Origin of the sequence: Comamonas sp. UBA7840, from assembly GCF_002501455.1 — a bacterium.
In the GTDB taxonomy this organism is placed as follows: domain Bacteria; phylum Pseudomonadota; class Gammaproteobacteria; order Burkholderiales; family Burkholderiaceae_C; genus Comamonas; species Comamonas jiangduensis.
In genome coordinates this window covers 1-19,865 of sequence record NZ_DLTI01000028.1, presented here as the reverse complement: position 1 = coordinate 19,865, position 19,865 = coordinate 1, and the positions used below count along the sequence as shown (strand labels likewise).

The following is a 19,865-nucleotide window of genomic DNA, read 5'->3' as shown; positions in this document are numbered from 1 at the left end:
AACGCCATCTGAATACTGCCAACCAACTTGTACACCCTCTGTGCAAGGCACCCAAATCATGCTTGGGTGAAAGCGCCCCGTTGGGTTAATTTCAGTCAGCTCAGTGACTATGTTGCTATTAATTAGTGCCCACATAGACCATCCTCACCACTCAATGATTACAACACCAGAGGTACTGAGCGGACTGCCACTTGTTACTGATCCGCCAGCCCCTGCACCATACCCGACTGCTGACACTCCAGAAGCACTGATTCCCCCTGGAAGTCCGAGCATAGAACTCCCGCCACCACCTCCAAAAGTTGAACCAGAAGAGGAGCTAACAGATGAGTTTGATGCGCCACCACGAATCAATAAGGCTCCGGGCAATGAGGAATATGCATTTCCACCTAATGGCGAATTTCCGTTAATCAATCCGCCCAGCCCGCCCTCTGCGCTTGCATAAGCACCAAAACTTGTAGAACCTCCAGGCGTCCCCGCCGAATCTGCGGTCGCCCCAACAGTGCCTGCAGCGCCAACTGTCACAGTCACTGTGACAACACCAGTGAGGTCAACTAAAACATCAAATCCACCTGCACCAGATCCGCCCGTTACCGCCACGTTCGCAGATGTGCTTCTGCGGGCAGCGCCACCACCACCACCCACACCACGAACCCGTGCTTTTTTCTTTCCACTTCGCAGAATTTCAGGAACTTGCCACGTTTGCACGCCGGGGATGTCAAACACCACCATGCCGCAGACAGCCAAGGTTGCATCCAAAACGGCATTCAGTGTGTGGGGAGTAAGAACTCGCTGACGGTCATCCAATTCCCGAGCTTCAGATTCGGAAGCTAACTCCACTAAGCCGCGCTTAAGTTCAGTGGCATGCAGTTTCTCTACCCAATCCCGCGAAGCGATCACCACAGCCGGATCAATCTTGAGCGTGACCGTCGCAGTGTGAGCAACCTCCACCACCACACGAATCACCAACTCACTACCTGCACCTTCTGACAGCAATGGCTTTGTGGCCGATGGGTAATTGCCAACTGCAATGCATTGGCTTCCCCCCGCGCCTCCCATGAGTGCGGTTTCACGCACGACGTAGCCGCCGCGATCTGCTGGGATGACCGCCTCAATCACGATCCAGTTGGGGTTGTCAGAGTCAGCCGCAATACTGGAAATGGCCAAACGATCCACCTCGCGGATCACACTGGTTTGTGAAGGGCTTGGAACAGGCTCCATGCCATTGCCATCGCCCAGCACCAGGTGGGTCCAAGGCACGGTGGTTTGCAGCAGCTGTGCATTGGCATGCAACGCAGCACCGATATTGGTAAGAGTGGTGAAGTATTTCTGACTCATGGTGCTTCCATAGGGTAAACCGTGGTGGTTTGGGCGCTGTGCACGCCAAAAGCCATGTGCATGGCGATGGGTTTAGGGTTGATGCTTTCTAGGCGCAATGGGTAGACCGTGGTGATGGCGCCCGTAACCATGTGTATGGCGTAGTACATGGCGCCGCGGCTTTGCATGGAGGTACGTAAGGTGCGCAACACACTGCGCTGTGCCTTGTTTTCTTCAATCAGGGTGTGTGCTCGCTGAATGGCTGCTTGGGTGAGTGGCCTGTCCACAATGACCACATCCACATCAAAGTGCGACCAGTGCGCAGCATCTGCGGGCTTTTCAATCACGCGCACGCTCTCTAGACCAGAGCGCAGCAAGGCATCACGCACGGCCCACACGGTGCCTTTTTTCTTGTGCAGCTTGATGGATGCACCCACCATGGCGCGCTGCTGGCCTTCAGTCCAAGCCGGATCCCACTCGTCAACACTCCAAGCCCATGCCAGCCAGGGCAGCAGCTGCAGCGGGCAGGTACGGTGGTTCCACAGCTTGCGGATCTCTTCCGGGTGGTGCGGCATGGCACCAGCCTTGGCCAAGGGTGGTGCGGCATGGCACCAGCCTTGGCCAAGGCTTTCTCCAGCGGCGTGGCATTGGGTGGCAGCAGCGTGGGGGCACTAGACATAGCTGCCAGCCTCCAGCGTCACGTTGATGGCTGTGCAATACGCCACCTGGTGGGGCAACACCTCCACATCTTGCATGGCGGCATCAAACACCACGCTTTGCACACCTTGCACGTGCAGGGCGGCAGCAATGCCGGTGATGGCCACGTCATAGCCCAGCTTGCGGCAGCTGGCCAAGTAGGTATCAAGGCTGGCCAAAGCACGCTCGAGCACGCTGGCTTGCATGGGGCCGGGGTAGGCGCGAAGCTGTGCGCCCACTGTGAAGGGCAGCACTTCGGCAGACGCCACCTCCACGGTATCGCTCATGGGGCGTACATCGTCAGGGCTGAGCGCGGCATTGACCTTGTCCAGCAGTTCCTGGCTGGCGCTGCCATCGCCCTCGGTGCTGAGCACCACTACGCGCACGGTGCCGCCGGTAGGGGTGATCGGCATTGCGTCCAGCACACGGGCATCTGCGCCCAGCGCATGAAAGATATAGCTGCCTTTGCTGCCAGCGACTGTCAGGCCTTCAAACGCCATCTGGGCACGGCGGCGCAATTGTTCGTCGGACTCACCAGGCAGGCGCTGCACATCATTGTTGGCGGCGAACACTTCCAGATCTTGCTCTGTGGCATAGGCCAGCATGCAAGCATGGGCGCTGTCGTTGATACGCGCTTGCATGGCCACGTTTTCATAGGCAATGCGCTGCAGCACTTTGACCAGAGGCTCAGACTCCAGAGTCAAGATGGCATCAATCTCAGGCTCAACGCCTGCCATTTCTTCACGCACGATGGCTTTGAGGCGCAGCAGCTCGGCTTCAAAGTTCAGCGGCTGCACCACGTTGGGTGCGGGCAGTTGGGATAGATCCACACTCATGCAGCACCTCGCATCTGCAGCGATGTGGACAGGCTGACCGCTTGGCCAAGGTATTCACCCTCCAAGTCCACGGTGGCTTGGCCGGGCTTATTGCCCGAGGTAATGCCCACACGGGTGACGCGCAGGCGTGGCTCCCACTTCATCAAGGCGCTGGCAATGGCCGAGTAGCAGCGCAGGCGGGTGGGGCCGTTGTCGGGCTGGTCGATCAGGCTGGGCAGCAGGCTGCCGTAGGTACGGCGCTCCAGGCGCGTGCCCAGCGGGGTGGTGAGGATGTCAGCCACGGATTGCTTGAGGTGTGCGATGCCTGTGATGCTGCGGCCGGTGGTGCGGTTCATCAGTTGGGGACTCCTGCACCGTTGTTGGCATGGGTATGAGCGCTGCCCACGTGCTTGCCGTTGTGGGTGAGGCTTCCGCCTTCGATGGCAATGCCGCCCTGGATGGCGTTGGAGCCACCTTCACCAGCTTGGCCAGCTATGCCGCCATTGAATGTGAGCAGCTTTTGCACGGTGACGGCACCCGTGAATTCGGTATCGGGGCTGTCCACGGTGTAGTTGGGTGTGGTCAGCCTGGTGCCTTCGGGGGTGATGTGCAGCACAGAGGCGCCCACCTTCAGCTCAATGGCAGCGGCAATTTCAAACCGCAGCGTGCTGGCAGGGCGGTTGTGCTCCCAAAAGTCCGATTCACTGAAGTCATGGCGCTCCACGTCTTCGCTGACCGCGCCTTGGGGCATGTCATCGCTAAACAGGCCGGATAGGGCCACAGCTTGGGCCAAGTCACCACCAGGGGCCAGCAGCAGGCACGGCTCACCGATGGCAGGTGTGCGCCAGTGACGTGTTTGGCCGCTGCCACCGGCTGCAGGACTGACCCATGGCAGCCAGGTGGTGAGCAGCTCGCCCGTGCGCACACGGCAGCGGGCAGGATCGGCAGCAGAGCCGGTGCGCACTTGCTCCACACGACCGGTGCGGATCATGTTGGCAAGCAGGCGGTACAACTCCACCGGGCTCAGTTCAGGGGCTTGGGCAGGCATATCAGCAATGGTGCCCAGCCCCTTGCGCGTAGGCCAGCGCGTGCGCGTGTAGCGGCGGGTGCTACAGCAAAAACTACAAGTCTTGGGTGAGAAAGCTCAGTGCCAGATCGGTGACCTGGTCGAGTTGCTCTTCACTGATGCCTATCAGCTCACGGGCTGGGTAGCTAATTTCTGCACCGCCGGGTGCGACGCGATCGCGCAGGCCGAAGTGGTGGATGCGTGCCAGGCGCTCAGCCCGGCCCATGAATTGCACCACGGCCGCATTGCCCAGCACTTGGGCACGCAGGTGGCGGGCCGTGCGCAGCTTTCTAAACATGGGGCCTTGGCGCAAGCGCCCACGGGCATCACGGCTGCGGTTTTTACGGGGCTGCCAGGCTTGCCCATCCGGGCTTTGCTGGGCGGCCATGGTTTGCTGGTTGGCAGCGCGCAGGCGCAGGGCGATTTGGCGGGCCAGTTGCCGCTGCTGGCTGGGGCCCAGCTGGTGCAGCAGTGGAGCCAGCCATGTGTCGAGGCGCTGGAGGTCATCCATGTTTTATGCGCCTGGTGCGGATGAACTTGGAAGAGCAGGCCATGCGGCCAGCTGCTGGCCATTGAGGTACAGGGCCGTGACGGTATCGGTGGGCATGTCGTGCGGGCCGGGTGGCTCAGTACGGTGATGTAACTCAAACGCACCAGCTGGGCCATCTTGCTTGGGGCGTGCCACCACGGCCTCGGTCAAGTCCAGCTCCAGCACCAAGTCCATGGTCTTGCTGTTCAGGTACTCGGCATCAAAGCGGATGGCGCGTTTTTGGGTATCGGGGTTGTGCAGCAGCTCAGACTGGTGCGCACGCAGCCACACCAGCACGGGGCCCATCACGGCATCTGGGTGCCCGCCGTAGTCGCAAAAGATCAGGCGCACGGTGTAGTGCCACTGCCAGGCCAGCGCCTTGGTGCCGGTGGCGGCGATGTGTCCATCTTTGATGAACATCATCAAGTCTTCGGGCTTGCGGCGCAGCTGCGGCAGTGCGGCCGTGAGGTGGTCGCGCAGGCTAGGGGGCTTGATCATGCTGCAGCTCCAGTTGGACAAGGCTGGCTTGCCAGCCCTCCATGGCTTGCTTTACTTGGTTGTACTGGGCGATGCACGTATTGAGTTCGCGGATTGCGGCGTCACCTTCGTGGGGAATGGCTGCAAGATCTGCTGCTGCCGCTGGGTCAAGTTGGGCGTGCGTGGTTGGAGCTGCAGCGGTGGCACTTGCGGCGGTGCCCACGACGACGCTGGGGCAGCTGGCGGGCACGATGGGGACGCGCACGCTGACAGTGCCGCTGCGCACGCCAGCAACATGAGTTTGGTGCTTTTCATTGGCTTGGCCTTGGGTGGTGGAGAGTTGGGTGTAAAGGTCGGCTATCTGTTGGGTCAGGCGGTTTTCACTGGCCACGCGTTCACCCCGCAACCAGGCAGCGTTGCTGGCAGCGCGGCGCTGCAGCTCTTGCAACTCGGTCTTATCGGCTTGCGCTTGCCGGGAGTTTTCGTAGGTGATGCCAGCAATGGCACCAGCAGCCAGCAGCACGGCATACAGCAGCACATCGGCCAATAGGTCTTTCATACAACCCCCTTATGGCAAAAGCTGGTTTCAGCCTGGCGGCGGTTGGCCAAGCCCTGAATGAATGTGAAAACCTTGGCTCCGGTCTTGGGATCAACGCGGCTGGTAAAGCTCCATACGGGGCGGCCTGCGTCGCTCATGCTCAAGCGGCGGCAGCCGGTGACCCAGTCGCCCTGGTTAAAGCTGGCCATGGCCAAGCTGGTGCAGGTGCTGGGGTGGCCAAAGTTCCAGGCATGGCTGCTGGCCGCATCAAACACATACTGTGGCGGCAGCACTTGAAAGCACTGGGCCAAGGCGGTTTGCACGCGCTGCAAGGCGGCGGTTTCTTCTCGCTGGCACTTGGCGGCACTCCAGCGCTCACCCACGATGATGGGCGTGCTGGTGACGTGGCGTGTGAGCCCTTTGCAGACCGTAGGTAGCCCCCCGGCCAGCTTGTCGGCATAGACCACATGCTGCTCGGCACCTTCCCATGTGGCTAGAAAGCCCACCAGCGCGGCACTGCCCAGGAACAAGCTACCGCCCAGGTGGGGGAAGTACTTTTTGATCATCCCTGCACCTCGGTGGAGTTGCCATCGGCTTTGGCGGCCTTGTGCCAGCGCCAGAGCAGCCACAGGATCTGCAGCACCAAGTAAATGATGGTGAGCACGGCAATCAGGTCAGCCGATGACCAGCCTTGCACTTGTGCGCCCGTGGCCACCACGATGGGGGGCGCTCCTTTGGCCGCCTCCACAGTGGCGGCGTGCATCAGTTCTTCTTTGCTCATGCTCAGTCCCATAGGGATACGGTTTGTTTGGGGGGCGGCGCACTCAGCACAGGCATATGAACCAAGATGCCTTGGGGCAGCACCAGTCCATGCCTGGCTAAACCGGGGTTGGCTTGCAGCACGGCCTCCACGGCACCTTGCGTGCGTCCGTAGTGACGCCAGCACAGCGCGTCGACGCTTTCGCCTTGCTGGGTGCGCACTGGGGTGGACATGGCTTAGAGCAGCTCCACGGTGCAGCGGGCACTGCCGCGAATGTCGGAGATGGCGTTGCGCAGCTGGCGCAAGTAGTCGCCTGCGGTTTGCTGCAGATCGTCGCTCTCACGGTCGAGCTTGTTGCCGGTGGCCATGGCGGGCATGCCGCGAAAGGTTTGCACCAAGTCAGCTTGCAGGGCAGCGTGTACGGCACGGCGGTAGTGCAGCAGCTTGGCGCTCTCGGCCCCCACCTGCGGTGCGGGTACATCGGCCAAGTTGGCGTAGCCCCAGCGGCAGCGCTGCTCATCGGCCCAGTCTTGCAGCTCGGCATTTACGGTGAGCATGGCGTTTTGCAGTGCAGGCAGCAGGCGATCAGCCGTGACCGTGCCATCCAAGCGGCAGGCGTTGCGCACCTTGGCAGGATCCATGTCGGGGAACCAGCCGTCATTGGTGACGGTGGGCTCTTGGCCTGCAGCGGGCGGGTTGGCGGTGACAAAGAATCCGTTGCTCATGGTGGTGGCTTTACAAAGGGACGGTGGTCAGGGGCGTTGGCGTCGTGCAGTGGTACTGACTGGCCGCAGCCCCTGAGCCGTCCGGGTGCGGGGTACGCTCAGTTGGGGGCTTGGTCGGCGGGCTCTTTTTTGAGGCGAGCGGCCAAGCGATCCACGTCTTTTTTCACGCCTACCTTGTCGTTCAAGGCCATGGCGCGTTGCAGGTGCTCCAAGGCGATGTGCACCTTGTCCAGCTCCAGTTGTTTGATTTCGTCAGCGTTCAGGTCTTGGGTGCTGGTTTTGCCCATGGCAGCCCAGCCAATGGCCTTGTGCAGCTTGGCGCGGGCTTGGTCGTGGGCATCCAGCTCACGGGTCAGCTCGTCCACCTTGGCCAGTACCACCAAGGCATCTACGCCTTGCAACTGGTTTTTGAGGGCGGCTTCGCTGACTTCATCGAGCAGCAGCGTGGGTACGTTGCGGTTAAAGCGGTCAGGCAGCTGCAGGCCATGGCGCAAGCAGTAGGCAGCCAAGTCCAGCGCCTGCATCCAGTCGCCCACATCTAGCAGCCACACCATCATGGTGGTGACCACGGGGTCTTGCACACCGGCATCGGCTTCCAGCACGCCGTCCAGGTACTCCATGTACTCGGGCAGCAGCTTGCGCTTGGCTTCCACCTTTTTTTCGGTAGCTTGAATTTCTTTGAGCTGGCGCATGTGGGCGTGCAGCTGGGCCAGCATCAGCTCGTGCTGGGTGCCAGTGGCTACGCCAAATGGGTCAGCTGCTGCGGCACGCTCGGCTTCTTGCTGAGCCAGCACGCGTGCCATGTGGCGTTGGGCAGGTGTTTTGGGCATGGGCTTGGAGGAGGCTGGGGTGGCAAAAAAGAGCCGCTGCGCCGTGTGGCAGCGTCAGCGGCTCAAGGCCTTTCGACCGGAGACAAGGGGTTAGCCGCCTTGCGCGGGCACGAACTCTTGGATGTTTTCCACCAGGGCGACCAAGTCGTAGTCCTCCACCACAAAGGCATCGTTGGAAGATTCGAGGGTCTCTACACCGTTGCGCTCAGGGCGTTCAAGGATGGAGCGGCGGCGAGCACCGTTTTGGTAGTAGATGGACAGGTTGTCCAAGCGGGTGATCAGCACCTTGCCTGCGGGGAAGTAAGGCACCACTACTGCCTGCAAACCGCCCAGGCGCTTTTGGCTTGTGACGATATCGGCCGCCAGCTTTTCTGTGGGGGCGTCGTTGTCAGAGACCAAGGGGAACAGCTTGTCGTGCATCAGGTCGCTGCCCACGATGGCCACCAGGCCTGGGTCTTCACGGTGCTGCTCAGCAATCAGGGTGTTGCGGGCATCAAAAACCAAGGCATCGAGGTTTTTGTAGTCGGCATCTTGGTGGCCAAAGGTCACTTTGCCAGCTACATCACCGGCAGACAACACACGGGCAGCAGCATGGGTTTTGATCTTTTTGAGCCAGCCGATGTTCACATCCTGCAGCAGCGGGTAGGTGGCACGGTCGGTGGTGTCAGCCACACTCTCGCCGTTCCAGCCAATCATGATGCGATCCAATGCGCAGCGATCAACGATGACTTGGCTGATGCGCGGCTGGAAGTCTTTGAATTTGGCCCAAGCGTCCAGTTTGGCGTAGGGGATGAAGGTGTCGTAGTCCGTCTGCTTGCAGATGTACTCGTTTTTGACCATGCCCGTTACGTCACGGCCTTGGCGGCGGCCATTGCCGCTGGTGTCCGTGCGGCCAGCGATGGTGCCCGTGACAGTCAGTCCAATGGCTTCGCCAACTTGTTCATCAACACCAATGATGTTGATCATGCTCAGGAACTTGCTGGACTGCTGCAGCTTGGTCTCCAGCGACTGCTGGGCCGAGGGTGCAACGCTGAATTTTTTGCTCACATCGTCAATAGCGATGGTGCACAGGGCGGCGATCTGCGAGAGATAGCCACGGTACAAAGCTCGGGTGTCGTTACGCATGGGGCGCTTCCTTGGGTGTGTGGTTTGGTGGAGTGGCTGGGTGGAATGCGTAGGGCTTAGAAGCTGGTCAACTCTTGGCCGTTGCCGCCAGCCGCAGGTGGGCGTTGCGCATCGCCAGATTCATTGCTCAGCTTGGTGACCAAGGCCTTGTGCTCTTTTTCCAGCTGAGAGAACCTGCCTTCAAGATCCGACAGCGCTTTGGTGTCTTTGGCCTGCTGGGTACAAAACGCTTGCGCCATGTCTTGCATGGCCGTCAGGGCGGCAGCAACGTCTGGGGCTTGGGCGCTGTGCTGCTGCACTGCCGGGGGCGTGGCTGGCTTTTCACTGCCCATGAACTTGTTCATCACGGCGGTGAACTTGTCCAAGGCTGTGGCCAGAGGGCCAGCTGCGGCATCGGGCTTTTCTTCTTCCAGCTCCAGCTTGAATTCCTGCGCAGCAGTGAACAAGGTGGCCTTGTCCGTTTTTCGGTCAGCAAATGGGCTGGCGGTGGCGGTTTGACTGAACTTGAGCACTTCGGTGCCCAAGCTGGCGGGGCTGTCGGTGACGCCCAAGCCAAACAGGTAGGCTCCGCCCGTATCACCCAGGTTGGGGTGGATTTCGATCGAGCTGTACAGCTTTTGCTTGGCCTTGTTCATTTCGATCAGCTTGGGCAGAGGCTCGATCTGTGCAAACAAGGCCAGCTTGCCGTCTTCGACTTCACGGGCTTCTACAGCGGTGACATCGCCCAAGGCATCAAATGGGCCGTTGGGTACCAGCCCACGGTAGTGCTCCAGCCAAACGCGGGCACCGTAGGTCGCCGGGTTGTACGACTTGGCCATTTGCTCGATATCGGCGCGTGTGATCTCACGGCCATCGGTCGTGGCTCCTTCGGTGGCCACGCGGAAAAGTTTGGACTTGGTGGGCATGTGCTTCAGGGGTAGTTGAGGGGTGCTTTGCAGCGCTAGCCTCTATGGTCTGACCGACCCCCTGTCAGCGGCAAACGCTTTGGGTTGTAGCGGTGCGTGCTACATAAACGCGCAGGTGCACGCGCGTGAATGCACGCCCAAACTGGCGGGTATGCCACCAACTGAGAGCCGAAAAGCGCGTTTGCGCCAAGGCCAGCACAACCCTTTTCCATTCCAAAAAGCCGAAGCTGCCGCCCCCGAAGCGGCTGAGCTGGACGTGTTGCGTGCACTGACGGACGCCAGCCAGGACAAGCGGCGCAAAGCCCGTGCGCTGTACTGGATGGGCTGGCGCGTGACGCACATTGCCGAGCACCTGGACATACCCCGCACCACGGTGCACGAGTGGAAAGCGGCCGATGCTTGGGACAAGGCCAAGCCGGTGGATCGGGTGGAGGGCACGCTGGAGATGCGGCTTTGCACCTTGATCAACAAGGAAAACAAAACCGGCGGGGACTTCAAAGAGATTGACTTGTTGGGCCGGCAGATGGCGAATTTGGCCCGTGTGCACAAGTACGCTGAGACAGGCAAGGAGGGCGACCTCAACCCCAACATAGCTGCCCGCAATGCAGCGCCCAAGCGCCAGCCAGACCGCAGCAACCAGTTGGGCGGGGAAGAGGGGCTGGAAAAACTCAAGGCAGCCTTCATTGACAGCCTGTTCAAGTACCAGCTGACCTGGTGGCAAAACAGCCAGGAGCGAACCCGTGCCATTCTCAAAAGCCGCCAGATTGGTGCCACTTGGTACTTTGCCCGTGAGGCCTTGATTGATGCGCTGGAGACGGGGCGCAACCAGATATTTTTGTCGGCCAGCAAGGCGCAGGCGCACATCTTCCGGGGCTACATCTTGGCCTTTGTGAAAGAGGTGCTGGGGATTGACCTCAAGGGCGACCCTATCGTGCTGCCCAACGGGGCCACGCTGTACTTTTTGGGCACCAACGCCCGCACAGCGCAGGGCTACCACGGCAATTTTTACTTTGACGAGTTCTTTTGGACGCAGAGCTTTGACCAGCTCAACAAGGTGGCCAGCGGCATGGCCATGCACAAGAAGTGGCGCAAAACGTACTTCAGCACGCCATCCAGTCTGCAGCACCAGGCCTATGCGTTCTGGAGTGGCAACCGTATCAACCGCAAGCGCAGCAAGGCCGACCGCATTGAGCTGGACTTGAGTCATGACCGGCTGGCCGGTGGCTTTACAGGTGAGGACAAGATTTGGCGCCAGATCGTCACGGTGCTGGATGCCGCTGCCGGTGGTTGTGAGCTGTTTGACCTGGACGAGCTGCGCTTTGAGTACAGCGACCAGGAGTGGGACAACCTGCTGATGTGCGGGTTTGTGGACGAGAGCTTCTCGGTCTTCCCTCTGTCAGAGCTGATGCGCTGCCATGTGGACAGCTGGGAGGCGTGGGCGCATGACTTCAAGCCTTTTGCCATGCGGCCGTTTGCTTACAAGCGGGTGTGGATTGGCTACGACCCCAGCCACACCGGGGACGCAGCGGGCCTGGTGGTGTTGGCGCCACCAGACAAACCGGGTGGCAAGTTCCGCGTGCTGGAGCGCATGCAGTTCAAAGGGGCGGACTTTGAGGGACAGGCCGACGAGATCCGCAAGCTGACCAAAAAGTACAACGTGGAGCACATCACGATCGACACGACCGGCCTTGGCACTGGCGTGTTTCAGATTGTGCAGAAGTTCTTCCCCGCAGTGCGGGGGCTGCAGTTCAGCATGGATGTGAAAACCCGCCTGGTGCTCAAGGCCCAAAGCGTGATCCGTGCCGGCCGCTTGGAGTTTGACGCGGGCGACCTGGACTTGCAGCGCAGCTTTATGGCCATCAAGCGCGAGATGACCGCCAGCGGCCGCAGCGTGACCTATGCCAGCGGGCGCAGTGAAGAAGCGGGCCACGCCGACTTGGCATGGGCCTGCATGAATGCTTTAGACAACGAGCCACTGGAAGCAGCCGCCGTGGGCGGTGTGCAACCAGGCAGTGGCGTGACCTTGGAGATTTGCTAAATGACTGATGTGGCCACCACCGTGGAACAACCGCAGGCGATCGAGGCCTTCACTTTTGGAGAGCCCGAGGCCGTGCTGGACCGGCGCGAGATCTTCGATCTGTTTGAGTGCAACCTGATCGATGGCCGCTGGTATGAGATGCCTGTCAGCGTGGACGGGCTAGCGCGCATGCTGCGTGCCGGCGTTCACCACGCCAGCGCGATCGACTTTAAGGCCAAGGTGCTGGCCAGCACGTTCAAGCCGCACGCCATGCTCGACGGTGTGACCATGCTCAAGGTGGCTAAAGAGTACTTGGTGTTTGGCAACGCCTACCTGGAGCAACCGCGCAACCGGCTGGGTGAGGGCATGAAGTTCAAGCACAGCTTGGCCAAGTACACCCGCCGCCATCAGGATCTGCAGCGCTTTGGCTTTATGCCGCGCTGGAACGAGGTGCACGAGTTTCGCGCTGGCAGCATCTGCCACATCATGGAGCCGGACGTAGACCAAGAGATCTACGGCGTGCCGCAGTACTTGGCCAGCTTGCAGTCCAGCCTGCTCAATGAATCGGCCACCTTGTTCCGCCGCCGCTATTACACCAACGGCAGTCACGCGGGCTTCATCCTCTACCTGACCGACCCACAACCCAGCCAAGGCGATGTGGATGACTTGCGCGCCGCCCTGAAAAGCAGCAAGGGCATCGGCAATTTCCGCAACCTGTTTTTTCACAGCCCCAACGGGCAAAAGGACGGCATCAAGTTGATCCCTATTGGAGAGGCCACGGCCAAGGACGAGTTCTTGAACATCAAGAACGTCAGCCGCGACGACCAGCTGGCCGCCCACCGGGTGCCGCCCGAGCTGATCGGGGTAGTGCCAACCAGTGGCGTGGCATTTGGCAACGTGGTCAACGCTGCCCGTGTGTTTGCCCGCAACGAGATCCAGCCCCTGCAAACCCACCTGGCCAGCACGATCAATGCTTTTGCGGGGGAAGAGATCTGCCGGTTTGAAACTTACCGGCTGCCGGGAGTGGATGAACCGCAGGCACAGCCCCTGAAGTAATCGTCGGAGATCGACGGACATGACAAAGCCCCGCACTGCGGGGCTTTTTTATTGGCTTCAATTTACTTTTGGAAAGGCTGATCAGCCAATACGCCAGCTGCCTGATCAAGCTGCCTTGCTATGGGCTTGAGTATGGAGTGTATGCACGAGGCACTCACCTTGTTTTGCTGTGCAGCCTCAAGCAATTCACACAAAGCGCCCACGCGCTCACTGGCTTGATCAATCTCTTTCTGGATCCTGTGCGTGCTCTCAATCGGCATGTCTTACCCGGTGCGTACTGTATGAATACACAGTATATGACCGGTATGCACCTGTAAGCAAATGCTCTCTTTAAATCTTCATGCTCCACCCCCCCCCAGCGCGCGCTCGAAACCCCGCCTCGCCCGCCCGCTTCGTGTGGCGATTTAGACGACACTGCCGAGGAATTGCTAGATCAAGCGCTACGCGCCTTTTGTGGCGGTTTGTGCAAACAAGTCGACGACGGCTTTTGACGGCGTTTGGCGGGCATCTTGACGACTTGCTGCAGCTAAAAAACATAGTTTGTTGGTTTGAGCTGGCTTGGGTTGGGCTTGGCTGGATATAATGGCGGATTAAGCATGCGCTGGGTTGTGACCTCATGTCCCGCGAAAATCCCGCAAACATCAGATAAGTCTTTGAATTTATTGTTTGTACGAATCGCGCCCCGCGCACCACATTCCAGTGAGACTATGCGGAATACGGTGCAGGCTGTGGACTGCAGTCGGCACAGTCCACTATTTCCCCAGAATTAGGAATCACCATGGCCGTTACAGTTGAAACTCTTGAAAAGCTTGAGCGCAAAATCACGCTGAGCTTGCCTCTTGCTGCAATCCAGACCGAAGTCGAAGCTCGCCTGAAGAAGGTTGCGCGCACTGTGAAGATGGACGGTTTTCGCCCAGGTAAGGTGCCAATGAACGTTGTTGCGCAGCGTTATGGCTATTCGGTGCAGTACGAAGTGCTGAACGACAAGGTGGGTGAAGAGTTCGCAAAGGCTGTTCAAGAAGCAGGTCTGCGCGTCGCCGGTCAGCCTCGTATCTCTGAAAAAGAAGGCGCTGCTGAAGGAAATGCTGACTTTGAAGCTGTTTTCGAAGTATTTCCTGAAGTAAAGATTGGTGATCTGGCAGCTGCTGAAGTGGAAAAGCTGACTGCTGAAGTGGACGATTCCGCCATTGAGAAGACGTTGGACATTCTGCGCAAGCAGCGCCGTACTTTTGCGCAGCGTGCTGCTGCTGAAGCTGCAGTGGATGGTGACCGCGTGACTGTGGATTTTGAAGGCAAGATCGACGGTGAAACTTTCGCAGGCGGTAAGGCTGAAGGCTTTCAATTCTTGGTTGGCGAAGGCCAGATGCTCAAGGAATTTGAGGATGCTGTGCGTGGCATGAAGGCTGGTGAGTCCAAGACTTTCCCCTTGGCTTTCCCCGAGGATTACCACGGCAAGGATGTTGCAGGAAAGACAGCTGATTTCTTGGTGACTTTGACCAAGGTAGAGGCTGCTAATTTGCCTGAAGTGAATGAGGCTTTGGTGAAGTCTTTGGGTATTGCTGACGGTTCTGTTGAAGCCTTGCGCGCTGACATCAAGAAGAACCTGGAGCGTGAAGTGAAGTTCCGTCTGCAGGCTCGCAACAAGCAAGCTGTGATGGATGCATTGGTTTCTGTGGCTGAGTTGGATCTGCCTAAGGCATCGGTGCAAGCTGAAGTTTCTCGCTTGATGGAAAGCGCTCGCGCTGATCTCAAGCAGCGTGGCATTAAAGATGCTGACAAGGCGGAAATCCCTGAAGATATCTTCTTGCCTCAGGCAGAGCGCCGTGTACGCTTGGGCTTGGTGGTCGCTGAGCTGGTCAAGTCTAACAAGCTGGAAGCTACGCCTGAGCAGTTGAAGGCGCATGTGGACGAGTTGGCAGCTTCTTACGAAAAGCCTGAAGAGGTCGTGCGTTGGTACTTCGGTGACCGTCAGCGTTTGGCTGAGGTGGAGGCTGTTGTGATTGAGAATAACGTCACTGAATTTGTTCTGGGCAAGGCTAAGGTGAGCGACAAGGCTGTGTCGTTCGAAGAACTGATGGGTCAGGCCTAACAGGCACCCTTGAACATAGCTAACCGCTTGTCTTCTATTGTTGATTGCGCGGTTGGGCGAAAAAGTTCTTGATCCGGGGCTTGTGCTTTGCAGCACAAGCCCCATTTCATTTCTTGGTTACAGTATTTGTTCTGTTCCCCGTTTGGAGAAAACATGAGCGCATTGGATATGCAAGGCTTGGGCATGGTGCCTATGGTGGTTGAGCAGTCGGGACGTGGTGAACGTTCCTACGACATCTATTCCCGCTTGCTCAAAGAGCGCGTAATTTTTTTGGTCGGTGAGGTCAATGACCAAACTGCCAACTTGGTAGTGGCTCAGTTGCTTTTCTTGGAGAGTGAAAATCCTGAGAAGGATATTTCGTTCTACATCAATTCGCCGGGTGGCAGTGTGACAGCAGGCATGGCTATTTTTGACACCATGAACTTCATCAAGCCAGATGTCTCCACCTTGTGTTGTGGTATGGCTGCCAGTATGGGAGCTTTCCTGTTGTCTGCTGGCGCAAAAGGTAAGCGTTTTGCGCTGCCTAATTCGCAAGTCATGATTCATCAACCTTTGGGTGGTGCGCGTGGACAGGCTACAGAAATTGAAATTCATGCCCGTGAAATTCTGAAGACGCGTGAGCGTTTGAACAAAATTCTGGCAGAGCGCACTGGCCAGCCGCTAGAAAGAATTCAGCATGACACAGAGCGTGACTATTTCCTGTCTGCGCAAGAAGCTAAAGACTATGGTTTAGTCGATAGCGTTCTTGAAAAACGCGCCTAATACTTAGCGCTGATCAGCAGCAAGCGGCGCTTTCCCCTTCGGGTAGCGCCGTTTTTTCATTGCTATCATCCTTCTCTCTTATTGACGTAAACAAGGCGTAGCCCCCATGGCCGAGAAAAAAGGCACAACCAGCGAAAAAAATCTTTATTGCACCTTCTGCGGCAAGAGTCAGCACGAGGTCAAAAAGTTGATTGCTGGGCCGTCCGTCTTCATCTGTGATGAGTGCATTGATTTGTGCAATGAAATTATTCGTGATGAAGTTCCTGACAACAGTGCGCGTGAGGCGCGCGGTGATCTGCCTACGCCTTCTGAAATTAAGGCCAACCTTGATAACTACGTGATTGATCAGGAGCAGGCCAAGCGCACTTTGGCTGTTGCTGTTTACAACCATTACAAGCGTCTAAATCACAAGGACAAAGCTGTAAAGGACGATGTTGAGTTGTCCAAGAGTAATATTTTGCTGATTGGGCCAACAGGCTCTGGCAAAACGCTTTTGGCGCAAACTTTGGCACGTCAATTGGATGTGCCCTTTGTGATGGCAGACGCTACCACGCTGACAGAAGCAGGCTATGTGGGTGAGGATGTAGAAAACATCGTTCAAAAATTGCTGCAAAGCTGCGAATACAACGTCGAGCGCGCACAGCGAGGCATTGTGTACATCGACGAGATCGACAAAATTTCTCGTAAATCTGATAACCCCAGCATCACACGAGACGTGTCTGGTGAGGGGGTGCAGCAGGCGTTGCTGAAACTGATTGAAGGCACGATGGCCAGTGTTCCACCACAAGGCGGACGCAAACACCCTAACCAAGACTTTTTGCAGGTTGATACCACCAACATCTTGTTTATTTGTGGTGGTGCATTCCAGGGTTTAGAGAAGGTGATTGAAAACCGTACCGAAGCATCAGGGATCGGTTTTGGGGCTGCAGTGCGTAGCAAGGCCAACCGTTCTTTGACCGAATTATTCAGTGATATTGAACCTGAAGATCTCATCAAGTTCGGGATCATCCCGGAGTTGATTGGCCGTATGCCTGTTGTGACGGCATTAACAGAACTTAGCGAAGACGCATTGGTGCGCATCTTGACGGAGCCTAAGAATGCCTTGGTAAAGCAATACAGCAAATTGTTTGCTATGGAAGGTGTTGAGTTGGAGGTGCGGTCGTCTGCACTCAATGCGATTGCGCGTAAGGCTATTAAGCGCAAAACCGGTGCGCGTGGCTTGCGTTCCATCTTGGAGCAGTCATTGCTGTCCACGATGTTTGATTTGCCTAACCTGGAAAATGTTGAAAAAGTGGTCGTGGATGAGACCACAATCGATGAGGGTAAGGCGCCGCTGCTGGTCTATCGAGAGACTGCCAAAAAGGCATAGGTTGCTTGCAGTTGCTATTTGTAGTGCTTGCAGCGTAAGAATTAATGAGTTCAAGCACTCGATGGGTGCTTGGGTTGCGAAGGAGTTCTATGTCGGAACCAAAAAAAATAGATCTTGCAGCAGGTGTTGAGCTGCCCTTGCTGCCTTTGCGCGATGTAGTGGTGTTTCCGCACATGGTGATCCCACTGTTTGTAGGGCGTGTGAAAAGCATCAAGGCGCTGGAGCTTGCGATGGAGGCGGATCGCCGCATCATGCTGGTGGCTCAGAAAACTGCCTCTAAAGATGAGCCATCTGTGGATGACTTGTTTGAGGTGGGAAGCGTCTCCACCATTTTGCAAATGTTGAAGCTCCCTGATGGAACTGTAAAGGTTTTGGTAGAGGGGCAGGGGCGTGCAAAGCTGCTACAAGTCGAAGATAAAGAAACGCACTTCGTAGCGCGCTGTGAAGAAATTCCCACCCCTGCACCTTCTGCTAAGCAGGCGAGTGAAATCGAAGCTTTGCGCAGGGCTGTATCGCAGCAGTTTGATCAATACGTCAAGCTCAATAAGAAAATTCCATCAGAAATCTTGACGTCTATTGCTGGGATTGATGACGGTGGCCGTTTGGCGGACACCATCGCAGCCCATTTGCCGTTGAAGTTGGATCAGAAGCAAATTGTCTTGAATCTCTCCGATGTCAAGCTGCGACTGGAGAATTTATTTGAGCAGCTTGAGCGTGAAGTCGACATTCTCAACGTAGATAAAAAAATCCGTGGCCGCGTCAAGCGTCAAATGGAGAAGAGTCAGCGCGATTTTTATTTGAATGAGCAAGTCAAGGCCATTCAAAAAGAATTGGGTGAAGGTGAAGAAGGTGCAGATCTTGAAGAGATAGAGAAAAAGATCAAGGCAGCCAAGATGCCTTTGGCAGCGCGCAAGAAGGCTGAGGCCGAGTTGAAGAAGCTCAAGCTAATGTCTCCTATGTCAGCAGAAGCGACAGTGGTGCGTAACTATATTGATGTGCTGACTGCGCTACCTTGGAGCAAAAAAACCAAGATCAAACATGATTTGAACTATGCGGAAGAAGTGCTGAATGCAGATCACTTTGGCTTGGAGAAAGTGAAAGATCGCATCTTGGAATACCTTGCTGTGCAGCAACGCGTAGACAAAGTAAAAGCGCCTATTCTGTGTTTGGTTGGTCCGCCTGGCGTGGGTAAAACCTCATTGGGTCAGTCGATTGCCAAAGCCACTGGCCGCAAGTATGTGCGTATGGCTTTGGGTGGAATGCGCGATGAGGCCGAAATCCGCGGACATCGACGCACTTATATCGGAGCCATGCCGGGTAAGGTTTTGCAAAGTTTGGAGAAGGCCGGGACGCGCAATCCCTTGTTCTTGTTGGATGAAATCGACAAGCTGGGCATGGATTTCAGGGGTGACCCTTCAAGTGCTTTGCTGGAAGTGCTGGATCCTGAGCAAAACAACGCTTTTGCTGATCACTATGTCGAAGTCGACTTTGACTTGAGTGATGTCATGTTTATTGCGACCTCGAACTCCATGAATATTCCTCCAGCGCTGCTGGATCGGATGGAGGTAATTCGTTTGTCGGGCTATACCGAAGACGAGAAGGTCAATATTGCCAAACGCTATCTGCTGCCTAAGCAAATCACCAACAATGGTTTGAAAGAGGGTGAGCTAGAGGTGAATGATGATGCGCTGCAGGACATCGTGCGCTACTACACACGTGAAGCGGGTGTGCGCTCTTTAGAGCGTGAGCTGTCGAAAATCTGCCGCAAGGTTGTTAAGGGCTTGCAACTGAAGACGCTCCACCCCAGGGTCATCGTTAACGCTGCCAATTTGGCTGATTACCTAGGTGTTCGCAAGTTCACATATGGACGTGCTGAGCAGCAAAACCAAGTGGGGCAGGTAGTAGGCTTGGCGTGGACGGAGGTCGGTGGTGACTTGTTGACCATTGAAGCCGCCACGATGCCTGGTAAGGGTAATATTTTGCGCACCGGTTCTTTGGGCGATGTAATGAAAGAGTCGGTAGAGGCTGCGCGTACTGTAGTGCGCAGTCGTGCTCATGCCCTAGGTATTGAAGATGTGGCTTTTGAAAAGCGTGACATCCACGTTCACGTCCCTGATGGTGCGACGCCTAAGGATGGTCCAAGTGCAGGTGCTGCGATGACAACTGCCTTCGTGTCTGCTCTGACGGGGATTCCTGTGCGTGCAGATGTGGCTATGACTGGTGAAATTACCTTGCGAGGAGAGGTGACCGCCATCGGTGGGCTCAAGGAGAAGCTGCTTGCCGCATTGAGAGGTGGCATCAAAACGGTGTTGATCCCGCAGGAAAATGTGAAAGATTTGCAAGACATCCCTGTGAATGTCAAAACGGATCTTGAAATTGTTCCTGTGCGGTGGATTGACGAAGTTTTGAAGATCGCGTTGGAGCGCATGCCAGTTGCTTTGGATGATGTTGCAGTGGTTGCATCTCCCTCGGTAGCTGTGAAAGCGGCTGCTGCTAAAACGGCGGTAAAGAAAACACGTGCGGTGAAGCATTGATGAAAATTTGTAGCGCGATTTTCTGAAGGGTCAAAAAATTGCGCTACAATTCACTCTATCGCAACGCTGCTTGATTTCTGTTATAGAATCTAAGGCTTCGTTAGATAAGCGGGAATAGCTCAGTTGGTAGAGCGATACCTTGCCAAGGTATAGGTCGTCGGTTCGAACCCGATTTCCCGCTCCAGGTTTTCTGGAGCTTGTTTTGATAAGTTCCATACTTTCCAAGAAATTGGAAGTACAAGCGGGAATAGCTCAGTT

21 protein-coding genes and 1 tRNA gene are annotated in these 19,865 nt (G+C 56.8%); 7 read left to right on the top strand and 15 right to left on the bottom strand.

The annotated features are described in order from the left end of the window. Nucleotides 1-144: 144 nt before the first annotated feature. From B3R00_RS11690 to B3R00_RS11620, 15 genes are all read right to left on the bottom strand, one after another. Nucleotides 145-1,335 (bottom strand): phage tail protein, encoded by a 1,191-nt coding sequence (locus tag B3R00_RS11690; protein ID WP_286999163.1) that lies wholly within the window; start codon nucleotides 1,333-1,335, stop codon nucleotides 145-147. Beyond that, nucleotides 1,332-1,889, bottom strand: coding sequence for a phage tail protein I (locus B3R00_RS11685; RefSeq protein WP_286999162.1), 558 nt, complete (start codon nucleotides 1,887-1,889; stop codon nucleotides 1,332-1,334). Before B3R00_RS11685 ends, B3R00_RS11690 begins: the two co-directional genes overlap by 4 nt. Before the next feature lie 96 nt (nucleotides 1,890-1,985). Next, nucleotides 1,986-2,846 (bottom strand): baseplate assembly protein, encoded by an 861-nt coding sequence (locus tag B3R00_RS11680; protein WP_286999161.1) that lies wholly within the window; start codon nucleotides 2,844-2,846, stop codon nucleotides 1,986-1,988. Then, on the bottom strand, nucleotides 2,843-3,181 hold the full coding sequence (locus B3R00_RS11675) for a GPW/gp25 family protein (RefSeq protein WP_286999160.1): 339 nt from the start codon (nucleotides 3,179-3,181) through the stop codon (nucleotides 2,843-2,845). Before B3R00_RS11675 ends, B3R00_RS11680 begins: the two co-directional genes overlap by 4 nt. Further along, nucleotides 3,181-3,873, bottom strand: a complete 693-nt coding sequence (locus B3R00_RS11670; RefSeq protein WP_286999159.1) for a phage baseplate assembly protein V — start codon at nucleotides 3,871-3,873, stop codon at nucleotides 3,181-3,183. The genes B3R00_RS11675 and B3R00_RS11670 overlap by 1 nt, the downstream gene beginning before the upstream one ends. Nucleotides 3,874-3,946: 73 nt before the next feature. Beyond that, the gene (locus B3R00_RS11665; RefSeq protein ID WP_286999158.1) at nucleotides 3,947-4,402 is read right to left on the bottom strand and encodes a phage virion morphogenesis protein; all 456 of its coding nucleotides are present in this window, start codon (nucleotides 4,400-4,402) and stop codon (nucleotides 3,947-3,949) included. Between the two features lie 3 nt (nucleotides 4,403-4,405). Then, nucleotides 4,406-4,918: a phage tail protein gene (locus B3R00_RS11660; RefSeq protein ID WP_286999157.1), complete on the bottom strand. Its 513-nt coding sequence runs from the start codon at nucleotides 4,916-4,918 to the stop codon at nucleotides 4,406-4,408. Next, nucleotides 4,902-5,456, bottom strand: coding sequence for a hypothetical protein (locus B3R00_RS11655; protein ID WP_286999156.1), 555 nt, complete (start codon nucleotides 5,454-5,456; stop codon nucleotides 4,902-4,904). Before B3R00_RS11655 ends, B3R00_RS11660 begins: the two co-directional genes overlap by 17 nt. Further along, nucleotides 5,453-6,001 carry a lysozyme gene (locus B3R00_RS11650; RefSeq protein WP_286999155.1) on the bottom strand — a complete coding sequence of 183 codons (549 nt, stop codon included), beginning with the start codon at nucleotides 5,999-6,001 and terminating at the stop codon, nucleotides 5,453-5,455. Before B3R00_RS11650 ends, B3R00_RS11655 begins: the two co-directional genes overlap by 4 nt. After that, nucleotides 5,998-6,216, bottom strand: a complete 219-nt coding sequence (locus B3R00_RS11645; RefSeq protein WP_286999154.1) for a hypothetical protein — start codon at nucleotides 6,214-6,216, stop codon at nucleotides 5,998-6,000. The genes B3R00_RS11650 and B3R00_RS11645 overlap by 4 nt, the downstream gene beginning before the upstream one ends. A gap of 2 nt (nucleotides 6,217-6,218) precedes the next feature. Then, the gene (locus B3R00_RS11640; protein ID WP_286999153.1) at nucleotides 6,219-6,428 is read right to left on the bottom strand and encodes a tail protein X; all 210 of its coding nucleotides are present in this window, start codon (nucleotides 6,426-6,428) and stop codon (nucleotides 6,219-6,221) included. A gap of 3 nt (nucleotides 6,429-6,431) precedes the next feature. Beyond that, entirely contained in the window at nucleotides 6,432-6,920 is a 489-nt protein-coding gene (locus B3R00_RS11635; RefSeq protein WP_286999152.1) for a head completion/stabilization protein, read from the bottom strand. A gap of 98 nt (nucleotides 6,921-7,018) precedes the next feature. After that, nucleotides 7,019-7,750: a phage terminase small subunit gene (gene gpM / locus B3R00_RS11630; protein ID WP_286999151.1), complete on the bottom strand. Its 732-nt coding sequence runs from the start codon at nucleotides 7,748-7,750 to the stop codon at nucleotides 7,019-7,021. A gap of 90 nt (nucleotides 7,751-7,840) precedes the next feature. After that, nucleotides 7,841-8,875, bottom strand: coding sequence for a phage major capsid protein, P2 family (locus B3R00_RS11625; RefSeq protein WP_286999150.1), 1,035 nt, complete (start codon nucleotides 8,873-8,875; stop codon nucleotides 7,841-7,843). A gap of 56 nt (nucleotides 8,876-8,931) precedes the next feature. After that, nucleotides 8,932-9,780: a GPO family capsid scaffolding protein gene (locus B3R00_RS11620; protein ID WP_286999149.1), complete on the bottom strand. Its 849-nt coding sequence runs from the start codon at nucleotides 9,778-9,780 to the stop codon at nucleotides 8,932-8,934. Between the two features lie 259 nt (nucleotides 9,781-10,039). On the opposite strand from B3R00_RS11620, the gene B3R00_RS11615 reads away from it, so the two are divergent. From B3R00_RS11615 to B3R00_RS11585, 7 genes are all read left to right on the top strand, one after another. Beyond that, complete coding sequence (locus B3R00_RS11615; RefSeq protein WP_286999281.1) at nucleotides 10,040-11,818, top strand: terminase large subunit domain-containing protein; 1,779 nt, start codon at nucleotides 10,040-10,042, stop codon at nucleotides 11,816-11,818. Next, nucleotides 11,819-12,853, top strand: a complete 1,035-nt coding sequence (locus B3R00_RS11610; RefSeq protein ID WP_286999148.1) for a phage portal protein — start codon at nucleotides 11,819-11,821, stop codon at nucleotides 12,851-12,853. It begins immediately after the preceding gene. A gap of 778 nt (nucleotides 12,854-13,631) precedes the next feature. Then, nucleotides 13,632-14,942, top strand: coding sequence for a trigger factor (tig, locus tag B3R00_RS11605; RefSeq protein ID WP_286999147.1), 1,311 nt, complete (start codon nucleotides 13,632-13,634; stop codon nucleotides 14,940-14,942). A gap of 153 nt (nucleotides 14,943-15,095) precedes the next feature. Further along, a complete protein-coding gene (gene clpP / locus B3R00_RS11600; protein WP_174863438.1) occupies nucleotides 15,096-15,704 on the top strand; it encodes an ATP-dependent Clp endopeptidase proteolytic subunit ClpP in 609 nt (202 codons plus the stop codon). A 106-nt stretch (nucleotides 15,705-15,810) separates the two neighbouring features. Then, nucleotides 15,811-17,073 carry an ATP-dependent Clp protease ATP-binding subunit ClpX gene (clpX, locus tag B3R00_RS11595; RefSeq protein WP_174863437.1) on the top strand — a complete coding sequence of 421 codons (1,263 nt, stop codon included), beginning with the start codon at nucleotides 15,811-15,813 and terminating at the stop codon, nucleotides 17,071-17,073. 89 nt (nucleotides 17,074-17,162) lie between these two features. Continuing rightward, nucleotides 17,163-19,607: an endopeptidase La gene (lon, locus tag B3R00_RS11590; RefSeq protein WP_286999146.1), complete on the top strand. Its 2,445-nt coding sequence runs from the start codon at nucleotides 17,163-17,165 to the stop codon at nucleotides 19,605-19,607. A 108-nt stretch (nucleotides 19,608-19,715) separates the two neighbouring features. After that, nucleotides 19,716-19,791, top strand: a tRNA-Gly gene (locus B3R00_RS11585). Nucleotides 19,792-19,865 lie beyond the last annotated feature (74 nt).